Origin of the sequence: Flavobacterium lotistagni (genome assembly GCF_011392125.1) — a bacterium.
In the GTDB taxonomy this organism is placed as follows: domain Bacteria; phylum Bacteroidota; class Bacteroidia; order Flavobacteriales; family Flavobacteriaceae; genus Flavobacterium; species Flavobacterium lotistagni.
The window spans coordinates 1-24,051 of record NZ_JAAJBU010000001.1; the positions used below are offsets into that span (position 1 = coordinate 1).

6 protein-coding genes are annotated in these 24,051 nt (G+C 43.8%); all 6 read right to left on the reverse strand.

Annotated features, from left to right (window positions below; genetic code table 11):
* Positions 1–202: 202 nt before the first annotated feature.
* The 6 genes from G4D82_RS00005 to rpoB all read right to left on the reverse strand — a co-directional run bounded on the left by G4D82_RS00005 (position 203) and on the right by rpoB (position 24,021).
* Entirely contained in the window at positions 203–2,125 is a 1,923-nt protein-coding gene (locus G4D82_RS00005; protein ID WP_166333131.1) for a T9SS type A sorting domain-containing protein, read from the reverse strand.
* A 299-nt stretch (positions 2,126–2,424) separates the two neighbouring features.
* Positions 2,425–7,860, reverse strand: coding sequence for a T9SS type A sorting domain-containing protein (locus tag G4D82_RS00010; RefSeq protein WP_166333133.1), 5,436 nt, complete (start codon positions 7,858–7,860; stop codon positions 2,425–2,427).
* A 483-nt stretch (positions 7,861–8,343) separates the two neighbouring features.
* On the reverse strand, positions 8,344–15,033 hold the full coding sequence (locus G4D82_RS00015; protein WP_166333136.1) for a hypothetical protein: 6,690 nt from the start codon (positions 15,031–15,033) through the stop codon (positions 8,344–8,346).
* 436 nt (positions 15,034–15,469) lie between these two features.
* Entirely contained in the window at positions 15,470–15,784 is a 315-nt protein-coding gene (locus G4D82_RS00020) for a DUF3467 domain-containing protein (protein ID WP_166333138.1), read from the reverse strand.
* A 3-nt stretch (positions 15,785–15,787) separates the two neighbouring features.
* Positions 15,788–20,095 (reverse strand): DNA-directed RNA polymerase subunit beta', encoded by a 4,308-nt coding sequence (gene rpoC / locus G4D82_RS00025; RefSeq protein ID WP_166333140.1) that lies wholly within the window; start codon positions 20,093–20,095, stop codon positions 15,788–15,790.
* Between the two features lie 113 nt (positions 20,096–20,208).
* Complete coding sequence (rpoB, locus tag G4D82_RS00030; protein WP_166333142.1) at positions 20,209–24,021, reverse strand: DNA-directed RNA polymerase subunit beta; 3,813 nt, start codon at positions 24,019–24,021, stop codon at positions 20,209–20,211.
* Between the last annotated feature and the right edge of the window lie 30 nt (positions 24,022–24,051).

Genomic DNA, 24,051 nt, shown 5'->3' on the forward strand with positions numbered 1-24,051 from the left:
ACCCACGCCTACTGAAATTGCTTCGGTAACTAACACCAAAACTCGTTGAACTTACACTTTTTTCAAATCTGAAGTATTTCGGCTAAAAAAAGTGCATTTCGTGGAGCATTTTGCTGCTGCTAGGCGGTGAATGAACCTTTTTTAGACACAAAAAAACCTTTCCGTATCCGAAAAGGTTTCTTTTATTTAAATCAACTACAAGTTAACGCTTTACTATCCTAAGGGTTTTGACTTGTTGACCTTGTGAAACGATTACATTGTATACACCAGACGGATAACCTGCTCCGAGTTCATTTTCAGTAGCTAAAGCTAAACTTAGCGATTTGACCTCCACTTCTCGACCTAACATATTATATACTTTCAATCCAATAGCTTCATCACTGGAAGTATTGACAGACAGCTTAAAGGTGTCAGAAAACGGATTTGGATAAGATTTTACCTCAAACATCTCAACAGCCTGATTGGTTTGTCGAACCGCAGTAGGCAATATATTTAAAGTACACCATTGCAAGCCGGGCACATAACTGTTATCATAAAGCACATCGACACGAATAGTATAAGTAGTTCCGGGTATCGGGCCGCCAGGAATGCTGTGAATGCTAAACGAAGTACTCGATGTGACAATCTCATGGAATTGCACTCCGTTGTTAATCACAAATTTATAGCCTTGAGCACCGGTCACCGGAACAGCAAAAATCGTGGTCCAGAGGTTATTGGTGCTGCTACCACAACTCGGACTAGTCACTCGAGACGGGCTTGGTGTGGGTGGCGTTACAATCACGCAAGAATTGCCGTATTCTGTATCAGGCCGCCAAATGCCATTAATTTGCAACAAAACATCAACAGTGTAGGCTGTAGCAAAAGCCAGATTGTTGATTCCCACATTGGGTAAATTAAATCGATTCAAGGTAGTATCAAAAGTACCTATTAGGGTCGATCCTAATCTTACCCTAAATCGATAACCAGTAGCGCTTGGAATATTGTAACAAAATATGGTATTCCAGATATCATTCAGAAAAGAGCCACAAGCCGGACTGCTAATAGATGTAGAATTGGGAACCGGCTGAGTCGTCACAATACAAGGCGCGCCATAGGAACGCCAATAGCCATTGGTTTTAACCGCTACTCTCACCGAGTTTACCGTGCTAGTAGTTGAGTAAGTTACTCCAGGTGTAATATTAAGCAAATTAAAACGGCTTAGGGTAGTTTCATAAACGCCAATCGAGGTTCCGTTGGTGACTTCAAAACGATAACCTTGTGCACCTGATACAGACTGCGCAAACAAAGTAGCATTCAAATCTGAAATCGTTACTCCACAACTAGACGATATTAAGTTGGAAGTTGTAGTAACTTCATCGATTACGCCATCGCAATTATCGTCAATACCATTACCCAATACTTCCACCGCATTCGGATTCACGGTATTGTCGGTATCATTACAATCAGTACCGATATTTACAGCCGTATATCCGGTGGGAATAGCTGCTCCGTAACACATAGCGGCTGCCGGAAAACCATTATTATAACCATCCAAATCTTGATCGATGAATAGATTAGAACTTTTCCATTTATTAGGATCTGTTGGAGCACAATCGGTATTGTTGGTAGAAGTACCTGCGGGTTGCCCTGTACAAGAAACCGTTGCTACACCCGAACCATAGCCATCACCGTCGGTATCAGCATAATAATTGGTTCCTGAACTCACTGCTATGTAAATCACTTTGAGCGTAGAACCGCAAGGATTCACCAATATCACAGTGTAATTGCCCGAAACGTCTTCCGTAGGGGTTCCGCTGATGGTTCCGTTAGTCATGTTAAAACTCAAACCGGTAGGCAAATCTGGGCTGATGGTAATGCTTGTATATGTGGATCCGGAATAACTCAACACATTGGGAGTAATCGGAATGCCTGTGCAATAAAACGCATTATTCACACTGTAAGTCATGCCACTAGGAGCGACACAAGCTAATTCTGAATGCCTATCGTGGGTTGGTTCAAGATAGTTTTGCGCATTTTTAGACAACGGTGTTTGCGCCATGACTGTACTCCAAAAAGCAAAGAATAATAGAGCAGCTAGGGCGTTTCTGCCGGAATCTAAAACTACTAGAAAGGGAGACTTTAGCATTGTAGTAATTTTTGGTTCCTGTGTTCCTTAATCAGTTAAGGAAGTGAATGATTGACAACAAGTGTTAGGGCACTTGTGCTATCAAATTCAATTCAACAAACAAATCTATAACTATTTAGTTTGTACTGTAACTTAAAACATAAGAATAATTAAAAGTTTATCAACAATTAACCTATTGATAATGAAATTTATGAGATTTAACTCCTTGGAAATGATTTGCGCCTTTTAAAACAGATAAAACATCAAGAAAAAATAAAGCGCTCCGATTAAGAAGCGCTTCATTTCTATTGAATTAATAATTATCTTTTTATCACACGTAAGGTTTTAGTTTGCTCGTCTTGGCTGACAATCACATTGTAAACACCAGACGGATATTGTGAACCGATTTCAATTGTAGTCATCAAGTCAAGATTTCCTGATTTAGATTCTACTTCACGGCCTAACATATCGTAAACTTTTATGCTAACCGGGCCTTCATCTGAAGTATTGATGCTCAACTTGAATGACTCTGCACAAGGATTCGGATATGTAGCCACTTCGAAAATACGCAACACTTGGTCGATTTGACGACTCGCTGTTGGCAAAGTTGTAATGCTGCAAGTCGAAACACCTTCAACATAACTGCTGTTGTATAACACATCCACGCGAATGGTGTAAGTGGTGTTTGCCGCAGCAAAACCAGGAAGATTACGCAGAGAGAATCTTGGATGTGGCGTTGCATATTCTCTGGTCTGCACCCCATTGCTCACCACAAACTTATAGCCTTGTGCTCCCAAAACTTGTTGCGCAAAAATTGTAGTCCAGAAGCTATTAATGGTCGATCCACATGTAGGCGCAATGACTCTTGATGTAGCCGGAGTAGCCGGAGTTGTAATCAGGGCAGTTGGGCCGTACTCGCTATCGGGTCTGAATTGGCTGCCGAATTTCAACAACACATCAACAGTATATGTAGTTCCGAATTGAATGTTGGTAATTCCCAAATTCACTAAAGAGAAACGGTTGGTGTGACTGTTGTAAGTTCCTACTACAGTTTCGCCATTTCTTACTCTGAATCTGTATCCTGAGGCTGAAGGCACCATTCTGCAGAAAATGGTATTCGAGATATCGCTCAACGTACTTCCACTAATTGGATCTGTAATGTATGTGGCATTAGGTACAGCCGGAGTAGTCACGATACAAGGAGAACCATAGGCTCTAAAGTATCCACCTGTTTTGGCCGAAACCTCAACAGTATAAGCAGTTGCATAAGCTGCACCTCCCGGCAAATCAGACAATCTAAATCTACTTTCATTAGTAGTATAAACTCTCACATTCGAACCATCGGTCACTCGGAATCGATACCCTTGTACTGGACCAAGTTCGTTCATAAAATTGGTCAATTGGTAAGCAAAAAGAGTATGTGATAAACTTTGTAAAGTCACATTACAATTACTTTCGATTAAATAGGAAGTTGGAGTTACTTCATCAATTACACCATCGCAGTTGTCATCGATACCATTACCTAATACTTCTGAAGCATTCGAATTGATAGCCGCAGAAGCATCGTCACAATCGGTTCCGAAGTTCACCGCAACATATCCTGCAGGAATTGAAGCGCCGTAGCAGACTGGTATAGCAGGGAATCCGTTATTGTATGAATCGCCATCTGCATCGATAAACAAATTACCGGTTCTCCATTTAGCAGCATCATCCGGAGCACAATCGGTATTGTTAACGGAAGTATTTTCAGGTTGACCGCTGCAAGATAAGATTGCTGCACCTGAACCATATCCGTCGCCATCAGTATCCGCATAGAAAGTTTCTGGAGCTGTGTTAACTGTCAAGTTCAAAATCGCAGTATTACAACCTACAGTATGCATGTAGATTCCGCTTGAAGTATAGGTTTGTCCGTTTTCAGCCCATGTATAAGAAATACAAGCAGTTTCAGTAAGACTTCCGTTGGTAGTGCTTGGCGTTACCGTTAAATCTAGAGTTGCTGTGTTACAACCTACTACATGAGTATAAACTCCGCTAGTTGTATAGGTTTGACCATTTTCTGACCAAGTGTAAGAATCACATACTGAAGTAGTCAAGCTACCGGCAGTCGTACTTGGGGTAACCGTTAAATCTAAAGTAGCTGTATTACAACCTACAACATTTGTATAAACGCCGCTAGTAGTATAAGTTTGACCGTTTTCAGCCCATGTATAAGTATCACATACCGAAGTAGTCAAGCTACCGAAAGTAGTACTTGGTGTAACGGTCAAATCTAAAGTAGCTGTATTACAACCTACCATGTGAGTATAAACACCTGTTGAAGTATAGGTTTGACCATTTTCAGCCCAAGTATAAGTATCGCAAACTGAAGTAGTCACGTTACCGTTGGTAGTGCTTGGAGTAACCGTTAAATCTAAAGTAGCTGTATTACAACCTACAACATTTGTATAAACGCCGCTAGTAGTATAAGTTTGACCGTTTTCAGCCCATGTATAAGTATCACATACCGAAGTAGTCAAGCTACCGGAAGTAGTACTTGGTGTAACGGTCAAATCTAAAGTAGCTGTATTACAACCTACCACGTGAGTATAAACACCTGTTGAAGTATAGGTTTGACCATTTTCAGCCCAAGTATAAGTATCGCAAACTGAAGTAGTCACGTTACCGTTGGTAGTGCTTGGCGTGATAGTCAAATCAAGTGTGGCAGTATTACATCCTACAGTATGAGTGTAAATACCAGTTGCGGTATAAGTCTGTCCGTTTTCAGCCCAAGTGTAGGTATCACAAGCTGAAGCTGTCAAGCTACCATTAGTAGTTGTAGGATTAATGGTTACGGACAATTCGCTGGTTAAATTGTATGTCACATCGAGTTTAGGTGCATTGGCTCCTGATGAAAAACCAAAGAAATTATAGATGGCAGTTCCACCTCTAGCCAATCCCATGGCAATATAACCTTCATTGTCATATCTAGATTGGATATCAGCTATCGCATTGGCACCCAAAGTAAGATTTACGGTTCCGGTATTGCTCCAGTTGGTACGGCTATAAAAAGTACCACTGTTTTGAACACCGATTGCATTAAACAAAGTCGATGCAGTAGCAGTAGTTGGATCGGTATTTCCTAATGGTTTAATATCGTTGTTGGCCGAACTCAAAGTAGTGCTGGAATTGTTTACCAAACTCAAAGTCGACGAAACAATGGTAGCACCGCTTGGAATCGCTGTTAATGGGAACTTCACAAAACCTCTGCGTTCACCGCCTCCATTATTACATTGAATCCCATTTGAAGTCTTCGTGGAACTAGTCGTAAAACCGGTATTATTGGTTGCGTTCACAGGGAAGATACTAACGGTTTGCGTAGTTGTATTACCACAAGAATTGCTTGCTACTACTGCCACACTTCCTGTTCCGGCTCCGGCAGCTGTAGCGGTAATTGTAGTCGTTCCTTGACCATTAGTAATGTTCCAACCTGATGGCACAGACCAAGTATAATTGGTAGCGTTTGGAACGGCATCGATGCTATAAGTTAAAGAAGTTTCACCTGCACAAACCGATGCTGAACCCGTAATTGTTCCGGGAACCGCTGGTGCAGCTGGGCTTACAATTACTGAATAAGTCGCTGTAGCCACCGTACATGGGCTATTGGTAACCGTCATAGTTAAAGTTACTGTATTTCCGGCATCGCCCGCTACAGAAGTATAAGTTGGGGTTAATGAGGTTCCGCCGGCTGTAATTGAACCCGCGCCATCCTCTGTCCACGAGATAGTTCCATTAGAAGAAGACGCGCCACTAACTACAGTTGCCGTTCCCGGACAAATAGTAGCCGAACCACCGGCACTAGCTACAGGAGCCAATCTAATAGTGATAGTCATTGTATCAGAAACCGCATTACAAGGTCCGTCAGGATCATTTGTAGTTAAGGTGAGGACGACATTTCCTCCAGCTAAAAATTCTGCCTCAGAAGGCGTGTAAATTGCATTTAAAGTAGTGTTATCAGGACTAAATGTCCCAGAGCCTCCAGACCATGTAGCCGATGCAGCGCTTCCGCCAATCACACCTGCTAACTGCACATTTGGAGTAGTGGCACAGATAGTTTGTGCAGCTCCAGCATCGACAGTAGCTAAAGGATTTACTGTAATGGTGTAAGTATCGGTATCAGAGCTACAACCTGCTGCGCTTACCGTCATAGTCAAAGTGACCGTATTACCGGCATCGCCCGCGGCAGAAGTATAAGTTGGGGTTAAACCTGTACCTCCAGAAGTAATGCTTCCCGCTCCGTTTTCAGACCATGAAATATTTCCGTTTGCCGAAAAAGCTCCGCTTACTGTTGCTGCCCCGTTGACACATATCGTTTGGCTACCACCTGCAATAGCTATTGGAGCCGCATTCACCACTTGGTTCTTTGAGGCATTAGCAGTTCCGCAAGAGCCGCCGCTTGTAGTTAAAGTTAAGGTAGCGGTACCTGTATATCCTGATGGCGGTGTCCAAGTTGCGTTGAGTGTTGTGGCACTTGGATTGAATGTTCCACCTATACCACCGTCAGACCATACTCCGCCAGTAGCAGAGCCACCGACATTGCCTCCTAAAGCCGCTGATGTTCCTCCTTGACAAATTGCGCTTAATGCACTTCCGGCATTGGCTGTTGGAGCCGCCAAAACAGTAACACTAACTGCTAAACTATTTCTACAGCCCCCAGCGGTAATAATCGAAAGTGTTCCGTTGTAAGTACCTGCAGCAACGTTAGCTGGAATATCAACACTCGGCATGATGCCACCGGCACCAACAAATGTATGCGAAGTCACGCCCTGATCAGCTAATCCTGCAGTATTCGCAGCAGCATTCCAGTCTATAGAATATGAAGTTGGGCTACCCGTAGCAGCCGAATAAGGCATCGTAGTGGTTTGTGCACTAGTACTAAAACAAACTGGTAGAATAGAAGCCACAGGCGTTACTGTTGGATTCGAAGTACAAGGACGAAGCGCTAAAAACATCGCTCCGTTTGGATCGTTTTCGTTAATGCTTAATTCTCCTGCTCCATTTCCGGTAGCTCCTGCAGTAGTTCTCAATGCCCAAGCCATACCCATGCCCATATCGACACTAGCATTAAAAGGAACATCAAAAATTTCTGTTAACGACGAAGGATTAGTAGCAGTCCAAGAATCAACATTTCGGTTGTCGCCGATCATTCCAATCATAACAATAGCTGCTCCAGCGGTTGTGGTTGTAATACCAGGGGCACTTAAATCATCTGTATTGATGTTATTAATAGAACCCGGAGCCACATCAAATGGCCCGTCAGAAACACCACCAGTAACGGCTACGCCTGAAAAGGCTGCAATACCACCTTCGATATCGTCCGCATCAGTATCGCCTGTGAATGTAAAATTCGTAGCAGCAACATCAGCAGCTGTTGCTACTTTGTAAAAAATAGTGCCCCACCAGCTATCGCTACCAGCGCTACCGAACTGCTCTCCGGCAACAAGCGTCCAACCCGTTGCAGTTGCGTTTGATAAAGATTGACTCATAGAGTTCTCACTTTGAACAATATTAGCAATCATTAAATCGCCAACAGCTAAACCAGTAGGCTTGGTAATGGTAACCGATGTACTAGTGCTTGTGTTGGTTTGCGATCCTCTTAAAGCGATTTGCGCATTGATAGTATTCATCCCGAATACCATCAAGAGTAAAACGAACGGCCAGGCTAATTGCCGGGGTCGTAATGCTCTTTTGTAATTTGTTTGTTTAGTGGTTTTTTTCATTGCTCATCCATTTATTGGGGTTAAAAAAATTCAAAAAAAATCCTGTTCACACTATAGCGCATAGGTGAATATTATAAAACTAATTGACTAGGGAAATAAGCTTTCTTTAGCTTACCGACCGCAACTTATAAGAGTGGGTCATCGAGAATAAGTAGGTTTAGATTCATAGGCTTGTTTTTATTATTAACGTTTTGCTTTTGTTAATCCTAAGAACGTGTTGAACGGAATAACTAGATGTATTACAATCTACAGAGACAAAGTAAGTTCCTATATATTTCAGATTAAAAACAAACCGATAAAAACACCAAAAACTCGTTTAAAACATAGCCCGAAGTCGTTCATCCGTGGAAATTTGCATTTTATCCGACTACCAAAACAACAAAATGACCCGTCCGAACATAAAATTATAACTTACTGATAAACAGTATCTAAAAAAAAGCCCTTCCGTTTCCGAAAGGGCTTTCTGTTATAATGTGTCCATTTTTAGAATGGATAGTTCGCGAAAATAGAATTCTCGATGTTGATAAAAATATTATCAAGATCCGCGTTATCCACAACACCATCTCCGTTCAAATCCGTAGCTAAAACCCCGAAGTTTGAATTCTCGATATCTGGGAAAATCGAATCCAAATCAGCGTTATCGATTACCTGATCTAGGTTCAAATCTCCTGTATACATAGCAAACACTCCAGTTTCAATCTCTCTCATATTATCACCATAAGCTTGTGAAGCACCTGATGAGAAGTCATAAGAAAGTGGCGTAGTACCCACTGCCTGAGCAGTAGCTGACCATGTCTCGATGATGTTCGAACCTTTTACTACGATGTAGTAGGAACCTGCTGCTGCAGTATTGAACGTACAAGTTAAAGTACCATCGGTTTTCAAAGTACCAATCGCAGTATCAACCAAAGCATAACTTGTAGCATCATGCAACTCGATAGTCAAATCTTCTACTTCGTCTGCTGGTGATACATAATCTTGGTTCAACTTCACTGAGTTCATCGTGCTGCCTCCAATGTAGTAGCCTTCAATAAACAAGGTCAAGTTTACTACTGAACCTGCTGAACATGGGTTCGTTGGGTTAAGTGCTGGGTTAGTATCATCACAATCCAAATCATTGGTTGAATATCCGGCTGGCGTATTCACCCCTGAACAAACTGATGCGGTAGCTGTACTTCCGTATGTATCTCCATCTGCATCTATATAGAAGGTAGCGAATTGGTAGATAGCAGAGTTTGTATCGTCGCAATCAGTGTTGTTAGTAGAATAACCCACTGGGGCTAAGTTCGGATTAGACGTACAAACCATGACTAAGCTTCCTGCTCCGTAAGTATCTCCATCTGCATCCAGATAAAAATCAAATGTTTGGTATGCATTAGCATTGTTATCATCGCAATCAGGCCCAGATGAACTTAAAGAAGTTCCTACAGGCAATGAATTTCCGTAACAAACTGTTGCAGAACCGGCATCGTAACCGTCGCCATCTACATCAGTATATAAAACATCGGTTCTGTACACTTGCGCATCGGCATCGTCACAATCCTCAGTTAAAGATGGTGTGAGTGAGAATCCGTTAGGCAAGCTAGTGCCATAACAAATTGTTTGTGCAGCACCAAAAGTGTAGGTATCCGCATCGGCATCTGTATAAACGGTAGCGCTTTGATAAATGGTCGCATTGGCATCATCACAATCTTCTGTTGCAGATGGTGTTAAGGAAACTCCCAAAGGCAAACTCACCCCATAACAAATCGTGAAAGACGAACCAACTGTGTAGGTATCATTATCTGCATCGGTATATACACTGGCCGATCTGTAATAGACTGAATCACTATCATCGCAATCAGTATCGTTGTTAGAATATCCTGTTGGTGGCGTTGTCGCGTTAACTGCACAAACGGCTACCAAACTTCCGGTTCCGAAACCGTCGTTATCTACATCAGCATAAAACTCGAAAGTACTGTTTTTAGTAGCATCGGCATCATTGCAATCGGTGTTGTTACAAACGAATTTTTGCAAGGAAGTCGGACATTGGTCATAAGCCGTATTAAATGCTAAGAATGTAGCTGGCAAAACGACATTTCTGTTTCCGGAAGCCCCACAATCATTCGGGATGTTTTGCTCACTGAGTTGATTGCCATCAAACCAAGTATTGCCTCTAAGGAACTTGAATTCTAAAGTTTGTCCTGCCGAACTAGCTGGGAATAGCACCGTAATTTCGTAGATGTTATTTCCAATCGGTTGCAGTTGGCTATTAGCCGCATTAGGAGCCCAATCTGAAGTGATGGTAGTCGAACCACGAGTTGCAAAATTACCGGCGATATGAACACCGCCAGCAGTAATGGTTTGACCCGTCATATTTACTCTGAAATTGATTGCTATCGTATTGGAAGCACAACTTACAGGAGCACAAACCGTCATGGCTGTAACCGCTCCAAATCCGTCATTATCAGCATCGGCATATAATTCTGTGCTTTGGTGCACCGCTGGGTTCAAATCGTCGCAATCGCTTCCGACAGAAGTCAATGATTTTCCAGCAGGCAAAGTGGCTCCGTAACAAACTACTACTGAACCTACATCATATCCATCAGCATCCACATCAGTGTACAAGAGATTGCTCTGGAAAATGGCTGGGTTAGCATCATCACAATCTTCGGTTAAAGATGCGGATAAGGCAGTTCCGGCTGGCAAAGTATTTCCATAACAAACTTCAGTTCCTGAGCCTACGGTATAGGTGTCTTGATCGACATCCGTATATAAAACAGCACTTTGATAAACTAGTGCATTGTTATCATCACAATCAGTGCCCGAAGTAGTCAATGAAGTGCCCGCTGGCAAGTTAGCACCATAGCAAATTACGGCTGAACCTACGTTGTAGCCATCGGCATCAACATCGGTGTAAAGTGTAGCACTTCTGTATATAGCACTATCGTTATCATCGCAATCCGAATTATCGTTAGCGTAACCCGTTGGAGGTGTATTTTGGTCAATGGCACAAACTAAAGTAGCGGCTCCACTACCGTAATCATCACCGTCAAGATCGGGATGAAAATAGAAAGCGGCATGTGTGGCCGGATTGTTATCATCGCAATCAGTTGGGTTATTGAGCAAAGTGGTTCCCGCTGGAATCGTAGCACCAATACACGAAATAGGAGAAATACCGGCAGTATATGTATCGCCATCCTCGTCCACATAAAGATTAACGGGTTGGTAAATTGCCGGATTGTTGTCGTCGCAATCAATTCCCAAACTAGTCAGCGAAGTTCCCATCGGTAGCTCGGCTCCGTAACAAGTTGGCGTTACTCCGGCCAATGTATGACCGTCTCCATCGACATCAACATACAAATCTGCGCTTCTGTAGATGGTGTCATCCGAATCATCGCAATCTGAACCTAAGGTAGTCAATGAGCTTCCAAAAGGCAATGCACCGTAACAACTTGGCGGAAGCGTTCCGTTATCATATCCGTCGCCATCGAGATCTACATACAAAGTATCATTTCGGTAGATGCTGTCATCGCTGTCATCACAATCGGTTCCGTCAAGCGAGTAACCACTAGGCGGTGTCACACTATTCTGACCACAAACCGATGTAGGCGAACCGGCTCCATAGCCGTCTGCATCTTGATCTTCATAAAACAAATACAAATTGAATTTTAGTGGATCGTTGTCGTCGCAATCGGTATTGCTAACTGAATAACCCGAGGGCGGAGAAACCGCATCAACCGTACACCACTGAACTGTACTTAATCCGCCATAACTGTCATTATCTGCATCGACATAGTAAGGATACAAAACCGTTTTTAACGCATCGGTATCATCACAATCGGTGTCATTTACCGAATACCCCACTGGTGGCGATAAAGCATCTACAGCACAAACAAAAGCAGTTGCGGTGCTTCCGTAGGTATCACCATCAGTATCAATATAGAAAGAGAAAGTAGTGTGTTTCAATGCATCGGCATCATCACAATCAGTATTATCTAGAGAATAACCCGTTGGTGGTGCAACATCGTTAATGGCACAAACTTGAACCAAGCTTCCAGCACCAAAAGAATCTCCGTCTGCATCAGCATAGAAAGGGTAAGTAATGGTTTTTCTCGAATCAGTATCGTCGCAATCGGTGTTGTCTAGAGAATAACCCAGCGGCGGAGAAAATTCATCGCTAGCACAAGCCTCCACTAAAGAACCAAAACCAAAACCATCAGCATCAGCATCGAGATAAAAAGGGAAAGTAGTATGTTTCGACGCATCGGCATCATCACAATCAGTAGCATCAGCAACCGTTCCCTCGGGAGCAGAACCGGTACAACTGATGACCGGATTCGCCAGATCGCCGTAAGTGTCCATGTCAGCATCTGTATAGAAAGTACTCGAGGCATTCACCGTAATGGTCACACTACCAGAAGCCGAAGCCGTGCAACCGTTTGACTGAACGTTGACCAAATCATAGACAAACGTACCAGTGGCACTTGTAACCACGGGAACCGTAATGCTGCTTGCTGAGTTAGTACTCAAGGTTTCTAGGCTTGGAGGAACAATACTACCCACTTGGTAAAAAGAATATTGAATTTGATAAGGCGCAGTACCATCAGCTCCAGTTAAAGTTATAAAAGCCGGAGCATTTTGACAGACCGTTGCTGTACCTGAAATCGTAGCTGTAGGATTGCCATTGACAGTAATCGTTCCCGAAGAACCGCTGGTAATACTTGGAGCAGTGCCGCAACTTCCCGCGTAACTCACGACGCAATAGTAGGTGTTTGAACCCACAACATTTGTAGGTGGTGTAAAGCTTGAGGCTGTTTGTCCGCTGAGTAGAATCGCACCAGGATTACTATACCACTGATAGCCTAAATCATTGCCTGATGCCGTTACGTTTAATGCGGTTGCAGCTGCGTTCAAACATTGGTTTTGCGCACTAGTCGAAGGATGACTAATTACCGTAGGATAACCAATGCTCAGAGCGTTAAAGAAAACATCTCTGGTAGATCCACCGCCGGCATTGCTGTTGAAAAATTCAATTTGCGCCGGAACTTGTCCGCCAACTGCTGTAGCAAAAGTTCTTCCTTCTAAAACCGTGGTGACGCTACCTCTAGTTATTGAAAGTGTGTAAGTGTTGGCACCAGTGTAGGCAAAAGTTACTTTACTGAGACCGGTAGTAGTAAAGTTTACACCGGTATTTGTAGTGCTGGTTCCGTCGAATAACGAATATTGTGTATCGCCGCCGATAAAACGGAATTCTGATAAAATATTATTGCTGGAATTTCGCAAACGCACACCCACCTTATTCCCGTTGACTTCAATTTCACCGTTGTCAAAGGCAAAACTCACATTGCTACCAATGGATAATGGCGCTACAAACGGACGTACTGCCGAGGTCAAACCACCAGAGTTGGCCCAAATTCCCCAGGCTTGCCCGATGTCTGAACCACCATTGAAAGTACCTCCACTTCCACCACTAACAGCAAAGCCCCAAGGCCCAAAACCTTGCCCTGCATTTCCTCCGTTGGAAATTGTATAAGTTCCCGTATCAAATGGCAAACCGCCTATAGTAACTCCGCCAGACACATCACTTGTCACAGAAGTCGGAGCACAAGAACCCTCAACAACGCAATAATAATATTGGGTAATTCCGCCAGCGTATGTAGGCGTATAACTTGACGATGTAGCACCGCTAATCAAAGTGCCTCCTGAATTGCTGGCTGCAGTGTTGCTATACCATTGATAGATAAGCGAACCGCCCACTGCCGTAACAGATAATGGCGTAACCGAACCGCCCAAACATGCCGATTGTGAACTAGCTGAAGGTTGTGAAGTAATCGAAGTGGCGTCACCCACGGTCACAATTAACGAACTGGGCAAGCTGTCTCCGCTAGCGTTTTGAGCCACTACAGAAATACTTCCTCCCGGAGCGGCCACCGTTGTCGTAATACTATTGGTAGTGCTGGTTCCAGTCCAACCGCTCGGCAAAGTCCAGAGATAGCTCGTGGCGTTGGGATCATTTGTAACGCTGTAAGTTTGTGAAGTGCCATTGCAAACCAAACTAGCACCTGAGATGGCACTGGGTTGTGCTGGCGCTGATGAAGGTGGTGAATACACTAAATTAATAGTATTTCCGCCCGTTAATGTTACGGCAAATGTTCCGGTGAAAGTGGTAAATCCGGTTGTGTTGATAGTAAAATTACTCGAATTAAAACCTGAAATACTACTAGCTGAAACAATAGGCCAAGTATATGAATTGGCTGGATTGAAATTCGCCACAGATAAAGAAACTAACGTCAGCGTTATAGGAGAAGCTGAACAAGTTACCGCTCCAGTAGATGTGATTCTATCCCAACCGCTAGCTGAACCGGCAGTTCCTGTAGCATCGTTCATTTCAATTCTGTATGAGGAATTCGCGTTGAAAGTCGTGGCACCCATTGTAAGATTGGCGGTAGTAGCCGATGTCCCGCCGGGCGAAACGATTCCTGAAAGTGATACTGTGCCACCTATGGTTCCGTTTCCGGCTATGGTAGCTCCGTTGGCCACAGTTACAGAAGTACTGGAAGAAGTAGTACCGTTGACGAAAAGCGTTCCGGCTTGTACTGTAGCCGTACCGGTATATCCAGAATTATTTCCGGTGATGGTCACGCGTGTATTGGCCTGATTGGCATCGAGATTGTCCCGGCCGATGATGATGGGTTTAGAGCCTGAAAATGTATTGATACTGATGGTTCCGGCTGTGTTGGTTCCGGCAATGCGAAGACCGGTGATGTTGCCGCCCGTGCCCAGATTTCCAACAAAAGTTAATGGCCCTGAATTTCTGGTTGTAATCCAAGAAGATCTTGCTCCATTGTCGTTGAAATTGACAGCAAAATTAATGGTCTGCGAGACAGTAGCATCACTAAGAATCCAGCTGTTGCTACCGCCGTAATCGAAAAGGTTGACCGAACCACTTCCGGTAAGGTTGTAGGAAGCGCCGCCCGAAAAATACAAACGCCATTGGCTCATGCCGCTGACATCGTTTACACAGTTAGTAGTGTTTCCGCCGCCGGTGAACTGCAACTGTCCGTAGCCGGTTCCGCTAGACCAGTTGGCATTGTTGCTCCAGTTGCCCGAGCCTGTCCAGTTCGAGAAATTCTGCGACTGCACTGAGAAAAAAACTACTAGTAAACAAAGGGTAAATAGAATTCTTTTCATGTTTAATTGAGTTTAGTAATTGATATCCGATAAAAAGGACGTCTCAAACCCATACTGACTCGAAACATCCTTATAATCTTTGTTTTGACTTCATAAACTTAATAGTTTTTTAACATAAAGCGAATTGCGAGATTTAGGATGCGCCTAACTAAAACGTTTTCGTGTTGATAAATAATAGATTTTAAGTTAATTAATTCCCATATTGTCATTTTTTTGTAAGGAAATTTAGAGAAATAATCGAGCGCTTAACATCTTCATGAGCGCCAGCAAAACCGAAAAACAAAAAGTGCTTTTTAAAGCGTAAAAAAGTTTCAGACAGTCAGTTTGTTCGTAAATAGCTAAAACTGCTTTTAAATCGCTTTAAAACGTCAAAAACTATTGCATAAAAAAACCTCCCAGTTTCCTGAGAGGTTCTTGATTGTGTTTGAAAAAATAATTAAGCTTGTCCGGCTGTTCCAAAATTTAGCGGAATCGGCGGCTGTTCACTGTCTTTGATTTCTCCGTGGGAAACCTCGTAACGGTGTACGTTTTCTGCCAGCGCTTTCACTAATCTTTTGGCATGCTGCGGCGTGAGTACAATTCTCGACTTCACTTTGGCTTTCGGTGTACCTGGCATGATACACACAAAGTCTAAAACAAATTCTGATGCCGAATGGTTGATGATGGCCAGATTGGAATAAATGCCTTCCGCGGTGGCTTCATCGAGTTCGATATTGATTTGTCCTTGCTGTGGTTGTTTTGAATCGCTCATAGCTTAGTAAATATATTCTTCTTTATTGGCCATCATTTCATTATAGTCATCTTTCGACCCTACAATGGAGTTGTCATACTCTCTCATACCGGTTCCGGCTGGAATTCTATGCCCTACAATTACATTCTCTTTCAAACCTTCGAGTTCGTCTAGTTTTCCGGCCACCGCTGCTTCGTTGAGCACTTTAGTCGTTTCTTGGAACGATGCCGCAGAAATGAACGATTTGGTCTGAAGCGACGCTCTGGTAATTCCTTGCAAGACCGGAGTAGCCGTAGCAGTAATTACATCACGCGCTGTGATCAAGTTCTTATCGTTGCGTTTCAACAAAGAGTTTTCATCGCGCAACTGACGTGGCGAAATGATTTGACCCGGTTTGATGGTTTCAGAATCTCCGGCATCTTCAACGACTTTCATTCCGTATAGGTTATCGTTTTCGATGATGAAATCTTTGGTGTGGATCAATTGCTCTTCTAGGAACAAAGTATCTCCCGGATCTTCAACGCGAACTTTACGCATCATCTGGCGGATGACTACCTCAAAGTGCTTGTCGTTGATTTTTACCCCTTGCAAACGGTACACTTCCTGAATCTCATTGACCAAATACTGTTGAACAGCGGCTGGCCCTTGGATTCTAAGAATATCTTCCGGTGTGATCGCGCCATCAGACAATGGAACTCCTGCACGCACAAAGTCGTTCTCTTGAACCAAAATCTGGCTAGACAATTTCACTAGGTATTTCTTCACTTCGCCGAATTTAGACTCGATGATGATCTCGCGGTTACCCCGTTTGATTTTACCAAAAGTCACTACTCCGTCGATTTCAGAAACTACCGCTGGGTTCGATGGATTACGCGCTTCTAAAAGTTCGGTAATTCTTGGAAGACCTCCGGTGATATCGCCCGCTTTAGACGAACGACGTGGGATTTTTACCAATACTTTACCGGCTTTAATTTTCTCGCCGTTTTCTACCATCAAATGCGCCCCAACTGGCAAGTTGTAGGAACGAATAAGCTCGTTGTCTTTTCCGTAAACCAATAAGGTTGGGATGAGCTTTTTATTTCTAGATTCAGAGATTACTTTCTCTTGGAAACCGGTTTGTTCGTCGATCTCCACTTGGAACGATTGCCCTTGTTCCAAATCTTCGTATTCGATTTTTCCGGTGAATTCCGAAACAATTACCCCGTTATATGGATCCCATTTACAGATTACGGTTCCTTTGGTCACTGCATCGCCGTCTTTAACAAAAATGCTCGATCCGTAAGGAATGTTGTGCGTGTTCAGAGTGATTCCGGTCTTCTGGTCGATCAACTTCAATTCTGTTGAACGAGAAACCACGATGTCTACTGAGTTGCCTTCGTTATCTTCTCCTTTAACGGTTTTAAGGTCTTCGATTTCCAAACGACCGTCGAAACGCGTCACGATGCTTGACTCTTCAGAAATGTTACCCGCAGTACCTCCTACGTGGAACGTACGCAGCGTCAACTGGGTTCCTGGTTCCCCGATGGATTGGGCAGCGATAACTCCGACTGCTTCTCCTCTTTGGGTCATTCTTCCGGTGGCCAAGTTTCTTCCGTAACATTTCGCGCAGATGCCTTTCAAAGCCTCGCAAGTGAGCGGCGAACGTACTTCGATTTTTTCTACCGGAGAAGCTTCGATATCTTTCACGATTGATTCTGTGATTTGCTGTCCGGCGTATACCATAATTTCAGAGGTCAACGGATTGATCACATCTTGCAAAGAAACACGTCCTAAAATACGCTCTCCTAAGCTTTCTACAATCTCTTCGTTTTTCTTCAAAGCGGAAACTTCGATACCTCTCAAAGTACCACAATCGTCAACGTTAACAATAACATCTTGAGAAACGTCATGCAAACGACGGGTCAAGTAACCCGCATCGGCTGTTTTAAGTGCTGTATCGGCAAGACCTTTACGCGCACCGTGCGTCGAGATGAAGTACTCCAAGATCGACAATCCTTCTTTAAAGTTCGAAAGGATCGGGTTCTCGATAATTTCTCCACCTCCGGCGGTTGATTTTTTAGGTTTCGCCATCAATCCACGCATACCAGTTAACTGACGGATCTGCTCTTTCGAACCACGCGCTCCGGAATCTAGCATCATGTACACCGAGTTGAAGCCTTGCTGGTCTTCGCGGATGTTTTTCATGGCCAATTCAGTAAGCATCGCATTGGTCGAGGTCCAGACGTCGATGACTTGGTTGTAACGCTCGTTGTTGGTGATGAGTCCCATGTTATAGTTCATCGTAATACCATCTACTTGTTCGTTGGCATCAGCGATCAATTCTTCTTTTCTTTCCGGGATGATGATATCGCCCAAAGAGAACGACAATCCGCCTTTGAAAGCGAAACGGTAACCCATGTCTTTCATCGAATCAAGGAACGCAGCCGTTGTTGGAACGTCGGTTACGGCCAAGATTTTTCCGATGATGTCACGAAGCGACTTTTTAGTCAAGACCTCGTTGATATAACCTGCCGCTTCCGGCACCACTTCGTTGAAAAGTACACGGCCCGCTGTAGTCTGAATGATTTGGTAAACCAATTCTCCGTTTTCGTTGAAATCTTTCGCACGGATTTTCACACGAGCGTTCAATTCCAATCTTCCTTCGTTCAAGGCGATGTTGACTTCCTCCGCAGAATAGAACGTCAATCCTTCACCCAAGATTTGGTGACCCGGAACAGACAATCTTTCTTTGGTCATGTAGTACAGACCCAAAACCATGTCCTGAGAAGGTACCGTGATTGGCGCTCCGTTGGCAGGGTTCAAAATGTTGTGTGAGGCGAGCATCAAAAGTTGTGCTTCCAAAATAGCCTCTGGGCCAAGTGGCAAGTGCACCGCCATCTGGTCACCGTCGAAATCCGCATTGAACGCCGTACAAACTAACGGGTGCAATTGAATCGCTTTTCCTTCGATGAGTTTTGGCTGGAACGCTTGGATACCCAAACGGTGAAGCGTAGGAGCACGATTGAGTAAAACCGGATGTCCTTTGATTACATTCTCCAAGATATCCCAAACTACTGGTTCTTTCTTGTCGATGATTTTCTTAGCCGATTTTACCGTTTTTACAATCCCTCTTTCGATGAGTTTACGGATCACAAATGGTTTGTATAATTCAGCGGCCATGTCTTTGGGCAAACCGCATTCGTATAATTTCAATTCTGGTCCAACAACAATTACCGAACGTGCAGAATAATCAACACGTTTACCCAAAAGGTTCTGACGGAAACGCCCTTGTTTTCCTTTCAATGAATCTGAAAGTGATTTCAACGGACGGTTCGATTCGGTTTTTACCGCCGAAGCTTTACGTGTATTGTCGAACAATGAATCTACTGATTCTTGCAACATACGCTTCTCGTTTCTCAAGATCACTTCAGGAGCTTTGATCTCCATCAATCTTTTCAAACGGTTGTTACGGATGATTACTCTACGGTAAAGGTCGTTCAAATCAGAAGTCGCAAAACGGCCTCCATCAAGTGGCACCAGCGGACGCAATTCTGGCGGAATAACAGGGATTACTTTCATAATCATCCATTCAGGACGGTTCTCGCGGTTGATGTTCGACTCGCGGAAAGATTCTACCACCTGAAGTCTTTTTAAAGCCTCAGTTTTACGTTGCTTGGACGTTTCGTTGTTGGCCGAGTGACGCAATTCGTATGACAACGCGTCCAAATCGATACGCGCCAACAAATCCATGATACACTCTGCTCCCATTTTCGCTACGAACTTGTTCGGATCGTGGTCGTCAAGGTATTGGTTTTCCTGTGGGAGCGAATCCAAGGTGTTCAAGTATTCTTCTTCGGTTAAGAAATCTAATCTTTCGATTGGGTCGCCTTCTGCATTTTTTGCAATACCCGGCTGGATGACTACATATCTTTCGTAGTAGATAATCATGTCGAGTTTTTTCGATGGCAATCCTAAGATATAACCGATTTTGTTCGGGAGTGAACGGAAGTACCAAATGTGCGCAATCGGCACCACCAAATTGATGTGCCCCACACGGTCACGACGTACTTTCTTTTCAGTTACTTCCACACCGCAACGGTCGCAGATGATGCCTTTGTAGCGGATTCTTTTATATTTTCCACAAGCACACTCGAAATCTTTTACCGGGCCAAAAATTCGCTCGCAGAAAAGACCATCACGCTCTGGTTTGTGGGTTCTGTAATTGATGGTTTCCGGTTTTAGCACCTCGCCTCTTGATTCAGCCAGGATTGATTCCGGAGAAGCCAATCCGATAGAGATTTTGTCGAATCTTTTTACCAGATTTTTTTCTTTGTTATTTCTATTATTCATCATAGTCGTTACTATTGATTTATTGAAATTGAAAACTTTGTTGTATGTTGTATGTTGTATGTTGTAAGTTAAAAAGGATGAAACCTACAACTTACAACCTACAACTGTCAACTTATTTATTCCTCTAAACGAATGTCAAGGCCAAGACCTTTGAGTTCGTGCATCAATACGTTGAAGGATTCTGGCAAGCCTGGTTCTGGCATGGTTTCTCCTTTTACAATCGCCTCGTAAGTTTTGGCTCTTCCGATTACGTCATCCGACTTCACGGTCAAAATCTCACGTAGCGTGCTCGATGCACCGTAAGCCTCGAGTGCCCAAACCTCCATCTCTCCGAAACGCTGACCTCCAAATTGAGCTTTACCACCCAATGGTTGTTGCGTAATAAGTGAGTAGGGTCCGATAGAACGCGCGTGCATCTTATCATCTACCATGTGACCGAGTTTCAGCATGTAAATCACACCGACTGTCGCTGGCTGGTGGAAACGCTCGCCAGTACCTCCATCGTAAAGGTAAGTATGTCCAAAACGCGGAATTCCGGCTTCGTCTGTAAGTTTGTTGATTTCGTCTAGCGTTGCTCCGTCGAAGATTGGCGTGGCGAACTTCTTTCCTAGTTTCTGACCGGCCCAACCCAATACGGTTTCGTAAATCTGACCGATGTTCATACGCGAAGGTACGCCCAGCGGGTTCAATACGATATCGACTGGAGTTCCGTCTTCTAGGAATGGCATGTCTTCGTGGCGAACAATACGGGCCACAATACCTTTGTTACCGTGGCGTCCTGCCATTTTATCACCCACTTTCAATTTACGTTTCTTAGCGATGTAAACTTTCGCGAGTTTCAAAATTCCTGCTGGCAATTCGTCACCAACTGTAATCGTGAATTTCTCTCTGCGCAAAGCACCTTGCAAGTCGTTGAGTTTGATTTTGTAATTGTGGATCAAGTCATTGACCATTTTGTTGGTGGCGTCATCAGCAACCCATTGGCCTTTGCTCAAGTGTGCAAAATCTTCTACAGCGTAAAGCATTTTTTGGGTGTATTTCTTTCCTTTCGGTAAGACTTCTTCGCCCAAATCGTTCATGACTCCTTGCGAAGTTTTTCCGTTCACAATCAAGAATAATTTCTCGATTAGTTTGTCTTTCAATTCTACAAATTTGGCTTCGAACTCCATTTCAAGCGCGCCCAAATTGTCTTTGTCTTGGGTCCGTTTGCGTTTGTCTTTCACGGCTCTGGCGAACAATTTCTTGTCAAGCACTACTCCGTGTAATGATGGCGAAGCTTTAAGTGAAGCATCTTTCACATCACCGGCTTTGTCTCCGAAGATGGCTCTCAAGAGTTTTTCTTCCGGTGTTGGATCTGATTCTCCTTTTGGGGTAATTTTTCCGATTAGGATATCGCCAGGTTTTACCTCGGCCCCAATGCGAATCATACCGTTTTCATCCAAATCTTTCGTAGCTTCTTCTGAAACGTTCGGAATGTCGTTGGTGAGTTCTTCGTTACCTAATTTCGTGTCACGTACTTCCAACGAATAATCGTCTACGTGGATTGAGGTAAAAATATCGTCACGCACCACTTTCTCAGAGATCACAATCGCATCCTCGAAGTTGTAACCTTTCCATGGCATGAACGCTACTTTAAGGTTTCTTCCAAGGGCAAGCTCTCCGTTTTGGGTCGCGTAACCTTCAGACAATACTTGACCAGGAACCACTCTGTCGCCTTTTCTAACGATAGGCTTCAAGTTGATCGAAGTACTCTGGTTGGTTTTTCTGAATTTAATTAAGTTATAAGTCTTCTCATCCGGCTCGAAACTCACCATTCTCTCTTCTTCCGAGCGGTCGTATTTAATAGTGATAATATTTGCATCGACGTATTCTACGACACCGTGGCCTTCAGCATTAATCAAAACACGCGAATCAGAAGCGACTTGTCTTTCGAGGCCGGTTCCTACAATCGGAGCTTCAGGACGCAACAATGGTACAGCCTGACGCATCATGTTCGATCCCATCAAGGCACGGTTCGCATCATCATGCTCCAAGAAAGGAATGAGTGATGCAGAAATCGAAGCAATTTGGTTCGGCGCTACGTCAGTGTAATGTACTTGGTGCGGATCAACTACCGGGAAATCACCTTCCTCACGAGCGATGACTTTATCTGCAGTAATGGTCCCGTCATCGTTCATTTCGATGTTGGCCTGTGCAATCATTTTTCCTTCTTCTTCTTCGGCGCTCAAATAAATCGGCTCGGCATTCAAATCTACTTTACCATTAGTCACCTCGCGGTAAGGCGTTTCGATGAATCCCATTCCGTTCACTTTCGCATAAACCCCAAGTGACGAAATCAATCCGATGTTTGGTCCTTCCGGTGTTTCAATTGGACACAAGCGACCATAGTGGGTATAGTGGACGTCACGCACCTCGAAACCGGCTCTTTCTCTGGAAAGTCCGCCTGGCCCAAGGGCTGATAATCTTCTCTTGTGCGTAATCTCGGCCAGTGGATTGGTTTGGTCCATGAACTGAGACAACTGGTTGGTTCCGAAGAAAGAGTTAATCACAGACGACAAAGTTTTCGCGTTGATCAAATCAATTGGCGTAAATACTTCGTTGTCGCGAACGTTCATTCTCTCACGGATGGTACGTGCCATACGCGCCAAACCAACGCCGAACTGTTGAGACAATTGCTCGCCTACAGTTCTCACACGACGGTTGGACAAGTGGTCGATATCGTCAATTTCCGCTTTAGAATTGATGAGCTCAATCAGGTATTTCACGATGGTAATGATATCTTCTTTGGTCAAGACTTGCTTTTCCATTGGGATATCAAGGTTCAGTTTCTTGTTCATTCTGTAACGACCTACTTCACCTAAGTTGTAACGTTGGTCTGAGAAGAACAATTTATCGATGATGCCACGCGCCGTCTCTTCATCTGGCGGTTCGGCGTTTCTTAATTGTCTGTAAATGTGCTCGACGGCTTCTTTTTCAGAGTTGGTCGGGTCTTTTTGCAGCGTGTTATGGATGATTGAATAATCCGCTTGGTTGGTGTTCTCTTTGTGCAACAAAATCGATTTCACGTTAGAGTCGATGATTTCCTCTACGTTGTCTTTGTCGATGATGGTGTCACGATCCAAGATGATTTCGTTACGCTCGATCGATACTACTTCTCCGGTATCTTCGTCTACGAAATCCTCGTGCCAAGTGTTCAATACACGCGCGGCAAGCTTCCTGCCGATATATTTCTTAAGTCCTGTTTTTGACACTTTGATTTCTTCAGCAAGGTCAAAGATTTCAAGAATGTCCTTGTCTCTTTCAAAACCGATGGCACGGAACAAAGTCGTTACAGGTAATTTTTTCTTACGGTCGATATAGGCGTACATCACACTGTTGATATCGGTCGCGAATTCAATCCATGACCCTTTGAACGGGATGACACGGGCTGAATAAAGTTTGGTTCCATTGGCGTGGAAAGACTGTCCGAAGAACACACCAGGAGAACGGTGCAATTGCGACACCACGACACGCTCGGCACCATTAATCACAAAAGTTCCGCTCGGGGTCATATAAGGAATCGTACCAAGATAAACGTCTTGTACGATAGTTTCGAAGTCTTCGTGCTCCGGATCGGTACAATACAGTTTCAAACGCGCTTTGAGCGGCACACTGTAGGTCAATCCTCTTTCAATACATTCTTGAATGGTGTAACGTGGCGGATCCACAAAGTAATCGAGGAATTCCAATACGAAGTTGTTTCGGGTATCGGTGATTGGAAAGTTTTCCATGAAGGTATTGTAGAGCCCTTCGTTGCCTCTTTCGTCTGATTTGGTTTCAAGTTGGAAGAAATCTTTAAAAGACTTCACCTGAACATCGAGAAAATCCGGGTAATCAGGAATATTTTTCGTAGAGGCAAAATTCAATCTTTCAGTCTGATTTGTTATCATCAATGGACAAAATTTTGATTAAAAAAAAGT